The organism is Myxococcus sp. CA051A (assembly GCF_013336705.1).
Taxonomy (GTDB): domain Bacteria; phylum Myxococcota; class Myxococcia; order Myxococcales; family Myxococcaceae; genus Myxococcus; species Myxococcus llanfairpwllgwyngyllgogerychwyrndrobwllllantysiliogogogochensis.
On the sequence record NZ_JABUMS010000002.1, the window covers coordinates 1,035,997 to 1,049,476 of the forward strand.

General features: G+C 69.8%; 10 protein-coding genes. 1 reads left to right on the forward strand and 9 read right to left on the reverse strand.

The genetic code is table 11. The annotated features are described in order from the left end of the window. Position 1: 1 nt before the first annotated feature. Genes HUA74_RS09500 through HUA74_RS09515 form a run of 4 tightly spaced genes read right to left on the reverse strand, consistent with a single transcriptional unit; the run spans position 2 to position 4,520 of the window. A complete protein-coding gene (locus tag HUA74_RS09500) occupies positions 2 to 1,657 on the reverse strand; it encodes an ABC transporter substrate-binding protein (RefSeq protein ID WP_174454248.1) in 1,656 nt (551 codons plus the stop codon). Further along, a complete protein-coding gene (locus HUA74_RS09505; protein ID WP_174454249.1) occupies positions 1,654 to 2,499 on the reverse strand; it encodes a family 16 glycosylhydrolase in 846 nt (281 codons plus the stop codon). Before HUA74_RS09505 ends, HUA74_RS09500 begins: the two co-directional genes overlap by 4 nt. Beyond that, entirely contained in the window at positions 2,496 to 3,722 is a 1,227-nt protein-coding gene (locus HUA74_RS09510) for an ROK family transcriptional regulator (RefSeq protein ID WP_141644432.1), read from the reverse strand. The genes HUA74_RS09505 and HUA74_RS09510 overlap by 4 nt, the downstream gene beginning before the upstream one ends. Positions 3,723 to 3,767: 45 nt before the next feature. Beyond that, a complete protein-coding gene (locus tag HUA74_RS09515) occupies positions 3,768 to 4,520 on the reverse strand; it encodes a hypothetical protein (RefSeq protein ID WP_174454250.1) in 753 nt (250 codons plus the stop codon). Positions 4,521 to 5,372: 852 nt separating this feature from the next. Here HUA74_RS09515 and HUA74_RS09520 point away from each other — a divergent pair. Continuing rightward, complete coding sequence (locus HUA74_RS09520; protein WP_174454251.1) at positions 5,373 to 5,927, forward strand: intradiol ring-cleavage dioxygenase; 555 nt, start codon at positions 5,373 to 5,375, stop codon at positions 5,925 to 5,927. An 18-nt stretch (positions 5,928 to 5,945) separates the two neighbouring features. Here HUA74_RS09520 and HUA74_RS09525 read toward each other — a convergent pair whose 3' ends face one another. The 5 genes from HUA74_RS09525 to HUA74_RS09545 form a co-directional block, all read right to left on the reverse strand. Beyond that, positions 5,946 to 6,683 carry a hypothetical protein gene (locus tag HUA74_RS09525; protein WP_174454252.1) on the reverse strand — a complete coding sequence of 246 codons (738 nt, stop codon included), beginning with the start codon at positions 6,681 to 6,683 and terminating at the stop codon, positions 5,946 to 5,948. A 36-nt stretch (positions 6,684 to 6,719) separates the two neighbouring features. Then, on the reverse strand, positions 6,720 to 6,881 hold the full coding sequence (locus tag HUA74_RS09530) for a hypothetical protein (RefSeq protein ID WP_174454253.1): 162 nt from the start codon (positions 6,879 to 6,881) through the stop codon (positions 6,720 to 6,722). An 86-nt stretch (positions 6,882 to 6,967) separates the two neighbouring features. Continuing rightward, positions 6,968 to 7,696, reverse strand: a complete 729-nt coding sequence (locus HUA74_RS09535) for a hypothetical protein (protein WP_141644436.1) — start codon at positions 7,694 to 7,696, stop codon at positions 6,968 to 6,970. After that, on the reverse strand, positions 7,693 to 12,879 hold the full coding sequence (locus HUA74_RS09540) for a hypothetical protein (RefSeq protein WP_174454254.1): 5,187 nt from the start codon (positions 12,877 to 12,879) through the stop codon (positions 7,693 to 7,695). Before HUA74_RS09540 ends, HUA74_RS09535 begins: the two co-directional genes overlap by 4 nt. Next, entirely contained in the window at positions 12,876 to 13,247 is a 372-nt protein-coding gene (locus HUA74_RS09545) for a hypothetical protein (protein ID WP_174454255.1), read from the reverse strand. The genes HUA74_RS09540 and HUA74_RS09545 overlap by 4 nt, the downstream gene beginning before the upstream one ends. Positions 13,248 to 13,480: the final 233 nt, after the last annotated feature.

A 13,480-nucleotide genomic window follows, 5' to 3' on the forward strand; every position in this document is an offset into this window, starting at 1 on the left:
GTCAGGGCGCCTCCCTCGGGGCGAGCGCCGTCAGCACCAGCAGGCTGTCGGGCTCGGCGTGGGGCGAAAGCCGGGCGTAGGGGTTCGCCTCGGTGGGAAAGCCCGTGAAGCGCTTGGAGTTGGACTCGCCCCAGGACGGGTTCGGGAACAACGGAATCGCCGGCGCCGTCTCGGAGAAGCGCCGCTGCACCTGCGCCATCAGCACCTGCTGCTCCTCGCGCGAGTCGGTGACTTCGAAGCGCTCCAGCAGCGCGTCCGTCTCCTTGTCGCCGTAGCGCTGCCAGTTGGCGGGAGCCACCTCGCCCACCGGACGCACCGTCGCGGACGACAGCATCCACTTGTAGAAGGTGTACGGCGTGGGTCCGTCCAGCGACCAGGAGATGGCCAGCTGGAACTCCCCCTTCTGGAGTCGCGCCTGCCACGCGCTGAACTCGTACGTGCGCAGCTGCGCCTGGAGGCCCAGCTTGCGCAAGTCCCGCGCGACGACCTGCCCCGCGCGCACCCAGTCCGACCAGCCGCCCACCACCTCGATGTCCAGCGTCAGCGGGCTGCCGTCCGCCTGGCGGCGCAGCCCGTCGGGCCCCCGCGTGAGCCCCGCCTCGTCCAGGAGTCGCGCGGCCTCCTTCGCGTCGTGGCGCACCCACGCGTCGTCCGCGACGTCCGCGTCCCGCCAGCCGGTGTACGCGTCGTTGAGGCCCGTGGCGTCCGCCGGCCGCGTGTAGCCATACATGGCGATTTCGACCAGCCGCTCCCGGTCCAACGCCATGCTCAGCGCCTTGCGCACGCGCACGTCGTTCAGCGGGGGCTGGGTGGTGTTGGGGTAGAGGAAGACGGTGCTGCCGAAGAGCGGGAACCAGCGCGCGTGGTGCTTCGGGTCCCTGGCGACGAAGGTGCGGTCCACCGCGGGGACGAAGTTGCCCGCCCAGTCCACCTCGCCCTCCACCAGCGCCAGGTTCGCCTGGTCATTGGTGGGGAAGGCCAGGAAGCGCAGCGCCCTGACGGCGGGCTTGCCGGGCTGCCAGTAGTACGGGTTGCGGCTCAGTTCGTACACCTGATTGCGGAAGACACTCACCTGCGTGAACGGACCGGTGGCCACGGGGTTGGGATTCGTGAACGTCACCGGGTCCGCCACCCGCTCCCAGATGTGGCGCGGGACGATGGGCTGCGCGGCCAGGTCCCCGAAGCCGGGGATGAACGTGCGCGAGAACTGGAAGGCCACCGTGTGCGGCCCTTCGGCGCGCACGTCCGCCAGGAAGCGCCACACGCCGCCCGCGTCCAGGGCTGCGTGCTTGCGCAGCAACTGGAAGGTGTAGGCCACGTCCTCGGCGGTGAAGGGCTTTCCGTCGGACCAGCGCACGCCCTCGCGCAGCGTGAAGCGCAGGGTGCGGCGGTCCTCGGACCACGCGTGCCCCGTGGCCAGCCACGGCTGGTAGTCACCCTTGGACGGTGTGTAGAGCTCCAGGCACTCGTAGACGCCCGCGCGCGTGGGCCAGCGAGAGCCCGCGCCCGGGAAGAGCGGGTTGAAGTTGCGCACCCACGCGCTCTGCTGCTCCACGGAGACGAACAGGGTCCCCGGCGGACGCGGACGGGGCTCGTTCGAGCACGCCGCGCACAGAAGCAGGAGGAGGGCGGAGGTGACGAGGCCCGCGGGCCTCATTCCACCCTCGAGTAGGCGCGCACATAGTCCACCCGCATCTGCTGGGGGAACTGCGTGGTGCCGTCCACAGGGCCCACGAAGCCGCCTCCCACCGCGACGTTGAGGATGAGGAAGTGCGGATGGTCGAACACCCAGCGGGCGTTGCCCGGCAGGTCCCTGGGTGTCACCTCCATGAAGGCGATGTCATCCACGAACCAGCGGATGCGGTCGGGGTCCCACTCCACCGCGAAGACGTGGAAGTCCTCGTAGAGCCTGCCGCCCGCGACGACGTGCTCCTGGCCCACGTTCTCCCCGCCCGAATACCCTGGCCCGTGCAGCGAGCCCCGGACGATGGCGGGCAGCTGGCCCCGGTGCTCCATGATGTCGATTTCGCCGCACGTGGGCCAACCCACCTGGTTGAAGTTCGCGCCCAGCATCCAGAAGGCGGGCCAGATGCCCTTGCCCGTGGGCAGCTGGATGCGCGCCTCGAAGCGCCCGTACGTCCGCTCGAACTTGCCGCGCGTGGTGAGGCGCGCGGAGGTGTAGTCGTTGCCCTGGTATCGCTCGCGCCGCGCGGTGATGACCAGGCGGCCCTCGCCGTCCAGCGACGCGTTCTCCGGCCGCGCGGTGTTGTGCTCGTACTGGCCGTTGCCCCAGCCGTCTCCTCCGACGTCCGCGCTCCACCGCTCGGTGGAAGGAGGCGTGCCCGCCGGTCCGTCGAACTCGTCCTGCCACACCAGCTTCCAATCCTGATGCGAGGGCTGGACGGTGGTGGGGGGCGGGTCGGTGCGTCCTGAGCGGGCCGGGTCACAGGCCATGCATCCCAGGAGCGCGAACCACGGGAGGAGTCGGCTGGGCGTCATGCGGTTTTTCCGACGTGTTGGAGGGGAAATAACGTGCGGTCCCGGAGGGCCGCCTGGAGCACGAGTGTGGCCGCGCCCACCGCGATGGACTTGTCGCCCAGCGCGGACGTGACGATGCGCGTCTCCGCCATGGACGTGGACAGCGCGCGCTTGCGCACCGACGCCCGCAACGGGTCCAACAAGAGGTCGCCCACGGAGGAGATTTCCCCGCCGAGCACGACGATGGCGGGGTTGAGCAGGTTGAGCAGGCCCGCGACGGCGACGCCCAGGTACTGGCCCAGCCCATCGATGATTTGCCGCGCCGCCGGGTCGCCCGCGCGCGCGCCTTCGACAATCTCGCGAATCGTCGGAGCCTTTCGGCCCTTGGTGCCCATCAGCTCCCGCGCGCGCTCCACCAGCGCCCCGGAGCCGATGAGGGTGACGAGGCAGCCGCGCAGTCCGCACAGGCACGGGGGCCCCGCGGAGTCGACGGCGATGTGGCCAATCTCTCCGGCCGTGCCTCCGGCGCCGCGGTACACGTCGCCGTGGATGATGTGGCCGGAGCCGATGCCCGTGGCCAGCTTGATGTACGTCAGGTCCTCGCCGCTGGTGCCCGCGCCCCAGTAGCACTCCGACAGCGCGCCGAGGTTCGCGTCGTTGTCCACGAACACCGGCAGGTCGAACGTGGTGCTCAAGGCCTCCCGCACGTCGTAGCCGCGCCACGCCGGCAGGATGAGCGGGGACATCTTCCCGGGCGCGGACGGGTGCACCGGGCTGGGCGCGGCCACGCCCAGGCCCACGACGGAGCGCCGGGGAACGCGCTCGGCGTCCAGGCACTCCTGCACCAATGTCCGCACCGTCTTCAGTGTGCCCTCCGGGTCGTTGCGAACCTGCTGTGCGGCGCTGCGGTGGGTGCGCACCCGGCCCCGCAGGTCCGTGAGCACCACGGAGACGTGGGTGGCGCCCATCTCCACGCCGAGGATGCTGAAGGCGTCATCCCGGAAGCCGATGAGGGTGGGGCGACGGCCGCCTCGGGAGACGCCGGCGCCGATGCTGCGCACCAGCCCCGAGTGCTCCAGGTCCGCGACGATGGCCGACACGGTGGACGGGCTCAGCTCCGTCCTCCGGGCAATCTCCGCCCGGGAAATCTGGCGCTCGCGCCAGATCATGTTGAGCAGCAGGCTGCTGTTCTGCGCCCGCATGCCCGCCGCGTCGACCGTCAGTGCCGCCGTTCCCACTTTCATCGTCCCCTTACGCTCCATTCCGCCGCGCGGAAGGCGCGGTGGGTGTCATCTCCACTGGATGTCGTCGACGTAGAAGACGACCGGGGTCGGCTTGCCCCCCGCTACCCAGCCGAAACCACCCACCACCTTCCGGTATCGGACGCGGCTGACGTCGATTGTGTACTCCTTTGGCTCCGCCGTGAGCGTCTGGTCTCCGGTATCGAGGCTGAAGCCGTCGGCCGTAGTACTCAGACCCACCAGGAACTTGACGACCTCGCCTCCCGTGGCTCCCCACGCATAGAAGGACAGGACGGACGCGCCCTCGGGGACCTCGAAGCCGGGCAGGTCACCCCAATTGCTCTCGGGGTACTGCCACCACACGCCACCCCAGTTGCCGCCGCCCGCCGTATAGGTGAACTTGTGGCAGTCGCCCTTGCCCGTGCCCGGCCGCGTCGCGGCGCACTCGGGCGCGGAGACGATGCCGCCCGACGCGCCGTCGCCCATGTAGCCGCTGGGCGCCCACGTTCCGTCCACCGTCAGGGGAAGCGCCGTGGTGGGGCCCGCGTCAGGAGGCCCCGCGTCCGGCTCGCCCGCGTCGGGAGTCCCGGAGTCTGGCGGACCCGCGTCCGGCACCCCCGAGTCCACGGGCCCCGCGTCCGGCTGTCCTGCGTCTGGAGTTCCCGAGTCGGGCTTCGTCCCCGCGTCAGTCTGGGGGTCGGGCGTCTTGTCGTCCTCCTCCGGGTCACACGCACCGAGCAGGCTCATCGCGGCGAGCAACCCCGCCGCGGCACACGTCCAGGCGAAACGCTTGTGTTGCATGGGCTTCCCCTCCCTGCTGGAAAACTTCGTTCGCACTGCGAAGAAACCAGACGACGCAAGGAACCGACGCTCGCGTGGTGCGATGCGTCAAGAAAGGCGCTCTGCTTCAGAGGAGAGTGAGGTGAATCACGCCGTGCCCATCCGCCCACACCCCCGGGGCTCACCGTCACTCCGTCACGAACCGTGCTTCATTCGTTCGAGTGACGAAGAAAGTACCAGCGACGTTGGTTGGATTGCAAGCCGCCGCGTGACAGGGCCTTGACGCCAAACCCAGACACGGCGCCGCACGCGGCCCGTCCCATTGCCTGACGCGTCGCGGCGACGGTGACGTGAGAGGGATAAGGGGGCACGAGGGGCGCCTCGAGCCCGCCGAGTGTGGCCACGCGCGGCGAGAACGCCGCCTGGAGGGGCGCTCGAAACTTTGTTCGGACGGCGAACAAAGTTCAGGGTGGGAGGTGCCGGGTCACCCAGGTGGGGCGCTGGACGGGGTGAGGCTCACGTCCGGCTCCGAGTGGAATGACGACAGCGGCTGCCACCATAGCGTGGGCCCGCCGCCTTGAACAGTTTCATCCAGCGCGAGAAGGAAGGGCTCCGCGCCCTCGGCTGGCGGGCGCGTCATGGAGAGGGCCAGGAGCGCGCCGGCCCGCGTCACCAGGCTGGTCGTGTCGATGCACCGGGTTGAACGGAGCCAGGTCCGCGCGGGACGTCCGAGGGGATTGGAATCCGGAGGTGCGCCGCCTGTTGTGAGGCTTCATGCGAGAGCTGAGTCGGCGTTCCGTCGTGCTGGGGCTGGGGTCCTGCGCCGTGAGTGTGGTGGCTTGCACCTGCGCGGTCCCAGCGGAAGCCGTCCCCGTGGCGCCCCGCGTCAGGGCCCAGCTCTACGCCTGCGAGGGATGTGAAGCCGTCGCGGAGCGGGTACCAGAGCGGCTGGTTCCCACCGTTCGGCTGGCGAGCGCCGAGGAGGCCGGAGAGCGGATGACGCTGACGGGACGGGTGTTGAGCGCTCAGTCACGCGAGCCCGTCGCGGGTGTCGTCATCTACGCGCATCACACCAACGCGGCCGGGCTCTATGCGAATGGTACGCGGGAGTCCGAGTGGAGCCGTCGCCATGGTCGGTTGCGCGGGTGGGCGAGGACGGGTGGGGACGGCGTCTATGCGTTCGAAACCATCAAGCCCGCGCCCTATCCGAACGACACCCTGCCGGCGCACGTACACCTGTTCATTGGCGAGCCGGGGCGGCCCGCGTACCACGTCGATGACGTCGTGTTCGACGGCGAGTTTGGCGTGACGCCGCGCTACCGCGAGAAGCAGGAGCTTCGCGGTGGAAGTGGCATCGTGAAGCTGTCGCGCACGGCCTCTGGCGTGTGGCTCGCGCGCCGGGACATCGTCCTGGAGCGTCACCCTTGAGTCGCGTGCGCGGGGTGCTCAGAACGGCGCCAGGCGGAAGGCTTCCATGAGGAGCGGCAAGGGGCGCGCGCTCCACAGCACGGCCCACTGTCGTTCGTTCACGCCTCGCATGTAGACGTCGCCCAGGTACAGCGCGACGGCGGCGCGGGCCTCCAGGTCGATGAGGAGCGCGCCCGGCTCACCCGATATCGAGAAGGGCCGGTCATCCGTGGCCGTGACGAGCACTTCTTGTCCGTCCTCGCCCACGGAGATGATGCGGCCGCGATGCAGGCCTCCCCGGGAGGTGTACTTCATCACGGTGCTGCCCACGCGGGGCGCCGCCACCCGGGGCACCCAGGACACGGGTGGGTACTCGCCCGTGCCACGCTCCGCCGGGTCCAGGGGCGCGGCGATGCAGGCGTCGAGCAGGCCCGAGGGGCTCCACTGCCTGGCTTCCGTGGCCATCACCTGGGCGACCCGGGTCTGGGTGATGACGTGGCGGAGCCAGCGCCCCTCGGGACGGCGGTCCACGATGCCGTCCTCTCTCCGCGAATCCGGTGGAGGTTGTGGCACCAGTCCTCCTCCCATCGTGAGGCCGCCGGGCGCCGGTGGGAGGACGGGTGGTCCCAGCCGGTGCTCCACGGTGAGCAGCACGGGGTCGCCGGATTCACGCAGGCGGAACCAGCCTCCGAGGGAGGTCTCGTAGGGGCTGCCCTCCTCACTCAGCGGCTCTCCGGCGATGAGCCGGGGGCCTTTGCCGTGGCCGTGCGTGCTCATGGTCGGGCGAGACTCCAGAGGGAAGACCTGGCGTGGCTACAGCTCGCTCAGGCCAGGGTCGAACAGGGCGGTGAGCGTGACGAGGAACTCGTGGGAGAACACGGGCATGGGCGCGTGGCCGCCATTGTACGGCTGGGCGCTGCGGAAGTTCTCGCCGAGCAGGCTGTCCCTGCCACCCCACCGCGACCCTCGGGCCACGGACGTGGGTGGGGCAGGACGGCGCAGGCACCTTGAAGCCCGTGTGTCCTTCGCGACGGAGTCCCCGGTGCGCGTGTAAGGGCTGTTCAGTAGGGCCGCAGGTGAAAGGCCTTCATCAGGAGCGGCAGTGGACGGGCCCGCCACAACACGGCCCACTGACGCTCCTTTACGTAGCGCATGTAGACCTCACCCACGTGCAGCCCGATGGCGGCACGGGCCTCCACGTCGATGAGGAGCGCGCCCGAGTCGCCTTCCACCGCGAAGGGCTGCTCACTGGTGGAGGTGACGAGCACCTCGTCTCCAGACTCGCTCACGCAGAGGATGCGGCCGTGACGCAGTCCGCCCCGCCGGGTGAACTTGAGCACGGTGCTGCCCTCGCGAGGCTCCGCGACGCGGGGCACCCAGGGCAGCGGCGGGTACTCGTCCGAGCCGAGCGACGGGGCCACGGGCGCGGCGATGCAGGCGTCGAGCGGACCCTGGTGTCCCGTCTCGGGTCGGACTCCCGAGGCCAGCACCCGGGCGACGCGCTCGCCCGACGTGGCGTGGCACAGCCAGCGCCCCTCGGGACGGCGGTTCACGATGGCGTCTTCCCCCTGCCAGCGCAGGCGCGGCGGCGGGCCTCCTACCGCGAGGCACGCGGACGCGGCCCTGATGGGGTCCGGCGTCAACAGGTGCTCCACGGTGAGCAGCACGGGGGCGCCGGACTCGCTCAGGCGGAACCACCCGCCGAGCGTCGCCTGGAGGTAGCTGCCCTCTTCACATAACGGCTCGCCGGAGAGCAGCCGTCGGCCTTCGTTGTCCGCGTGGGTGCTCATGCCTGGGTGAGATTGGTGAAGTCGCAGGCGGCGGGAAGGCATGAGACCGGCGCGGCGTTCGCGGGGGCCAGGTGGATGACGCGCTCGTGGGGATTCGAGTGCTCCAGGGTGCCCACCCCCGCGCCGTCGTCCGCGAGGTAGGCGGTGCGCCCATTGGCCTTCAGCTTGACGGTCCTCACCACCCCCGACACCGGGAGGGTGATGTCGTAGGAGTCGTCGTCGGTGACGCCCGCAACGGCATACAGGCCATTATAGGCATACGTGCCTCCGACGTGGTTGCCGTCGGTGATGGTGACCGTGCCCGCGCCCAGGTCGTGGTTCACCGCGTGGGTCACCGTGCAGGAGGTGCCGTCATCATCCAGGGTGATGGCCACGGGGCCCGCCCCCATGCCGGTGTCCGCCATTCCGGCGACGCCGAGGTGGACGGCGCCGGTGGTGATGGCCAACTCGTAGCTCGTCTCATCGATGACCTGAGCGGTCTGGTGGTGCCCGTTCAGCGCCGCGATTCCCATCACGCTGAGGGTGACGCCATGCCTGGGGGTTCCCTGGGCGGGAGCCGCCGGTCCGGCGATGGCCAGCGGGGTTCGCGTCACCTGCGAGGTGATGTTCTGGACTGCGGCGGCGGGAGCGCCCAGGGGCAGGGCATAGTGGTTGGAGTCCACCACGGTGGCGGCATGCGCCGCGTTCAGCGCGATGACCGCGGCGCCGTTGATGGTGACGATGGGCGCGCCCTTGAGGCCATGGTTGGGGTGACGCGCCACCGCCTGGTTGCCCATGTGGTCCACCACCGTCACCGGGACGAAGAGGTCCACCTCATCCTTGCGATAGACCTTCTCGTTGCGCGGAAGCGTGCGCAGCGAGGGGGTGCCGCCCACGTTCGCGAGCGTGCGCTCGCCGTCGTGGAAGTGGCCGGTGGAGCCCACCAACTCCACCTGGGCCGTGCCCCAGAAGCCGTCGGCTTGCGTCTGGCGCAGGAGGCTTTCGGTGGGGGCCTTGTCCAGCAGCGTGACGTTGTTGCCGGCGACCTGCCCGGTGACTTCCGCCGCCGCACCCTGGGACACGTCCAGGAGGGACCAGTCCGCGTCCAGGTTCCGGGCGACAGGGTGGGCGCCGTCGTAGGCGGGCACGCTGGCGCCCTGGAGCTTCACCATTCGCAGCCCTCGTCCATGGTTCGCGTGGGTGACGACACTTCCCGTGAGGTCCGCGTCCAGGACGACATCCACCCCGCCCAGCTTCGCCGTCGCATGCACGTTCACCGGGCTCGTCTTGTCCGTGCGGTAGGTGTTCGCGTCGACAATCTCGACGACCCGCTGAGGCCCGTCGAGTGATGGGTCCGTGCTCTCCGTGACGACCACCGGACCCAGCCCGCGTCCATGGGCCAGGTGGGTGACGATGGTGTCGGTGCCGTCATCGTCCAGCGTCACCGCCGTGCCGTCCACCTGGGCGGCCTCGCCGTTGGCCACCGCGCTGGTGAAGCGCAGCTTGTAGTGGTCCACGTCGATGATTTCCGTCACCTCGTGGTCGCCATCCCACGCGCCGGCCGAGGAGCCGTCGACGTGGACGCAGCCCAGCGTGGCGCCCTGGCCGGGGTGGTGAAGCAGGCACTGGCCCTCGGGGAAGTCCATCAGCGTCACGCGCACGCCCACGCTCGGCAGCGTGTGCACGTGGTTCGCTCCCGCGCTGGCATCCAGCCGGTAGTGATGGGCGTCGACGACGGTGGCGTTGCGCGCGCCATCCAGGAGTGCCACGCCCGTGCCACGCAGCCTCACCTGCTTCGTCCCCACGAGCCCATGGGCCGGGTGGTGCACCAGGCATTCGCCCGCGGGGAAGGTGAGCAACTCGGTGGCCTCGACGACGGGAGCGCCGCCGCCCGGGGGCATGGAGGTCCCCGTGGCGCGTGGCCCCACGCCGAGCACGGGCTCCGGGACGGGCTTCGCGGCCACGGGATGTTGGGACGCGGGCGGCTTCTGGCAATGCACGAGTTGGAGCGGCAGCGGGCCTCCGTTCGTGTGGACCACCTGCACGGACGCGCGGGCCTGTCGCTCCGCTTCCTGGCTGGCCAGGATGGCGGGCTGCCGCAGCCGCTGCACGATGCCGTTGATGAGGCGAGAGGCCGCGCTGCGATTGGGCTCGCCGCGCGCCGCGAGAATCGCGTCGCGGAGGGCCGTCTTGGTCGCCGCCGTGGGATGGAGGTTCACGAAGGCCGCGCCCGTCATTTCCGTCTCGGCCTCGTCCGCCACGTCGGCCGCGGAGTTGCCGGTCACCTTGCTCGCGGCCTCCGCCGCGCCCCCGACGAGCGTCGCCGCCTGGGCCTGGGCGTAGCAGTGGGAGACACGCGCGGCGGCCTGCTCATACGCCGTGGTGGCCGCCTGGATGTTCGTCGCGGCGAGCCCTACGGGCGGCGTCCCGGGTCCCCTCCAGCCCAGCAGGCAGTGGCGACGCTGGCCCACCACGCCGTTGAGCTCCATGCGCATGGGGGAGGAGTCATTCTTGTGATGGCATTGATTGACGGTGTAGTAGCCGGTGACGCCAGGGACGGGCTGCAGCGGCATCTGCGTCAGCGCCGCGGGGAAGCCGCCACCGTCGTACTTGCGCAGGCGGACCTGGATGCCGGGTGTGCGCGCGGGGCCCGGGTCCACGACCAGCGCGTCGCCGGTGGGCACCGCGATGAGCGTCACGGTGACGCCCGCGGTGGCGACCTTGTTCACGGTGGGCGTCGCCGTGGCGTTGGTGGACAGGGGCCAGATGTAGTGGTCCTCGTCCAGCACGGTGACAGGGTTCAGGCCCACGCCGTTCAGGTTGACCTGGGGCGCGCCGTGGGCGTCCAGGCCGTGCCGCTCGTGGCGGACGAGGCAGTGGTTGGCGGGCAGGTGGTAGACGGCGGCTGGCGCTCCATTCAGGGTGCCATCCGCGTCCAACTGGCTGGCCAGGACGGAGAGCGGCGCCGCGACGTAGTTCTTGTCACACCGGTGGATGGCGATGGCCGGGTTGTCGTTGGACGTCCCGGCGATGGCCACGATGTCTCCATCCGAGAGGCCGTGCCCGGGCTTGCGAATGAAGCACCAGGTGTTCGGACCCGCGTCGAAGACGCGCACGGCGCAGGTGGACAGGATGCCCGCTTCGACCCTCGGCGTGCCGTCGCGAGGCACCGGGAAGGTGTAGTGGTCCTCGTCCAGCTTGTGGATGGGGTGCGGCCCCGCGTTGTAGACCGCATGCGCGGCCCCGCTCAGGGTGACGTTGTCGTTGTGTTCCTTTCCATGGCGGGGGTGGACCACGAGGACGTTCGTGTTCGTGTTGATGAGGGTGACGTCGATGTCCTCCGCCGTCTTCTGGACGTAGTGGTAGCCGCGCACGCGGTACATGTCGACGGCTTCGGGGAAGGGGTGTCCCGCGCCGCCGTTCTTCGCGTAGCCGTGCTTGCCGACCTTGTTCTTGAGGCTCCCCGTGAAGAAGATGCCGTAGGAGTACACCACCGTGGGCGGCAGGCCGTGCAGCGGCGGCGCGGCGAGCGGGATGTACTTCTCCTCCAGGCCGTCCTTGGCGCCATGGTGGGCCGCGAGGATGCCGACCACCTTGCCGTCCAGGTCTCCCGCGCGACACGAGGCGATGTGCTGGAACATCGCATCGCCAGTGAGCAGGACGTAGCGCTCTTCCGGGAACAGCTCTGGCCGCGTGCCGCCCGCGTCGAGCGCCCGGCGCTGGCCGATGGGCGGCGCGTTGCTGTCGTCCTGCACGCGCACCAGCGCCGCGAGGCCAATCTCGTTCTTGTCGATCTCCCTGTTGTGGTGGCCCGGCCAGTCCGCGCGCAGCACGAAGCCCCAGGGGTATTCCTCGAAGCAGAGCTGGTTGTTGGAGATGACGCGGACGTGGGTCAGCGCGTTGAAGAAGTTCCTGTCACTGGTGACGGGCTTGTTCTCGATGACCAGCCAGGGCAGGTGCATGGCCTGCGGCTTCTCCACCGCGAGCTGCCGGTGGTCCGTGTCGAAGTGCGACAGGATGACCACGGGGTTGCCGGCCATGCAGGGCTGGTAGTTCGTCGGGCGCGTGTACTTGTGGGACTTGTCGTCCCCCAGGCCGAAGTCGAAGTAGGCGAACGGGTGGCCATTCGCGTCGAAGAGGGCGTTGCAGTTGCCCTGACCGATGTCGAACACGCCGACATAGGACACGTGCTGGTTGAGGCTGGTGCTCTGCTGGCCCGTGCTGTCCTCGGGGCGGATGGAATAGATGCGCGCCAGCTCCTTGCCCTGGTCCCCAATCGCCTCCAGCTCCAGCACCCACCGGGTCTGCTCGGGCCCGAACTTCAGCGAGGGGAACTGCCGGTAGCACGACACCTCCAGGGGGCCGTTGTCGACGTCCATGGTGGGACGGGTGGACGAAACCCTGACCCGGAACCAGATGCCTTCCTGGATGTGGAACTTGCTGTTCCCCACGACGACGGTGACGGTGGGGACTCCCGCCTCATGGCGGTAGCCGTCCGCCTGGAACTCCAGCTCCCAGAGGGGCGTCCACCGGTTCTGGCGATGGAAATCCTGTCGCTCCAGCTCCGCGCGCTCGTCGAACCACTCCTCCTCGACGAGGTCCAACCACACCAGGGCGCGCTCCCCTGTGTCATCGGGTTCATACTTGCTGGCGGTGGCATAGAACCAGCCCTCCGTCTCCTCGGGGCCCTCGTCCTCCTCCATCTCAGGGACGAAGGGGGGCGGTGAAGGGGGGTCGCAGGGGAGGACCACCAGGTCGACGTCCATCGAGGACGACGCCCGCGGAGGGAAGAATGGGTACTCGGGCTCTCCTGTCCGCGCGTACCTGTACCGAGTGCGTTTCTTGTCGTGGATGATGGGGGACTGGGAGTCGTCCCCACTGTCGTCATCACTGTCGTCGTCGCTGTCGTCGCTTTCCGAGCCCGAAGGCGGATCCCAGTTCCCGTGAACGCGCTTCTGTCCACCGTCCAGGGCCTTGGGCCCCTTCAGTCGGGTGGAGGGGCGCCACTCTCCTGGGACGACGGCCTCGGTCTCGGAGTCGCTGTCGTCCGTCAGGTTCGGCTCGTCCTCCAACGGGGGCGGGAAGGTGCCACTCGCGGGGGTCCTCTGCTTGTGGGGCGGCTCTCCATGGGGGGGCTTCGAGGACGAAGGGGCGGGACGAAACGGGGGTCTGGAGCGCGGGTCATCGTCGAAGGTGTCGCTCATCGTCCGGCCCCCTCTCCGGCGGGCACGCCCGCGCCCAACTCGTGGAGCAGGTCCTCGAGCATCGCCTCGCGCTCAGAGGGGAACGTGTCGCGGCCGAAGATGGGCCGCTTTCCTCCGCGCAACCGCAGGTCGAAGCCGTCACCCAGATGCCAGGCGGCCGCCACGAACAGCGCCGCGCCGCGCCGGCTCACCAGCCCATAGGGCCCGGCCTTGCTGACCTGCGTGTGGACGAACCCGGAGAGCAGCTCGGGTGCCATGCGGCGGGCCGCGGGGTAGTGCTCTCGCAGGAAGTCGGCGAGGAGGACCTCGAACCGTCGACGCGACTCCTGTTGGAAGACCTGCTTCTGCTCGTCACGGATGATCAACAAAGGGGTGCCTTATCGAGCCTGAATTCCTGGCCCCCCGCGCAACCGTGCTTCCAGGACTGAGGCGAAACGATAAAGCGTCCCTCACGAGTCCCGCAACGGAGGCGGCGCGTCCTTCCGCCTCGTGTTCCGGTGAAACCCACGAGGTCAGATTGCTCGACCGCTCGTGGGCAACTCCTCCACCGCCGAGGCGGCGTTCCGGTGAAGGCGTTGGCGTGCCCGGGCACCTGGTCGTC

Excerpts from the sequence above, each read along its gene's own strand:
- HUA74_RS09500 (WP_174454248.1), bottom strand. The coding sequence starts at position 1,657 with ATGAGGCCCGCGGGCCTCGTCACCTCCGCCCTCCTCCTGCTTCTGTGC.
- HUA74_RS09505 (WP_174454249.1), bottom strand. The coding sequence starts at position 2,499 with ATGACGCCCAGCCGACTCCTCCCGTGGTTCGCGCTCCTGGGATGCATG.
- HUA74_RS09510 (WP_141644432.1), bottom strand. The coding sequence starts at position 3,722 with ATGAAAGTGGGAACGGCGGCACTGACGGTCGACGCGGCGGGCATGCGG.
- HUA74_RS09515 (WP_174454250.1), bottom strand. The coding sequence starts at position 4,520 with ATGCAACACAAGCGTTTCGCCTGGACGTGTGCCGCGGCGGGGTTGCTC.
- HUA74_RS09525 (WP_174454252.1), bottom strand. The coding sequence starts at position 6,683 with ATGAGCACGCACGGCCACGGCAAAGGCCCCCGGCTCATCGCCGGAGAG.
- HUA74_RS09535 (WP_141644436.1), bottom strand. The coding sequence starts at position 7,696 with ATGAGCACCCACGCGGACAACGAAGGCCGACGGCTGCTCTCCGGCGAG.
- HUA74_RS09540 (WP_174454254.1), bottom strand. The coding sequence starts at position 12,879 with ATGAGCGACACCTTCGACGATGACCCGCGCTCCAGACCCCCGTTTCGT.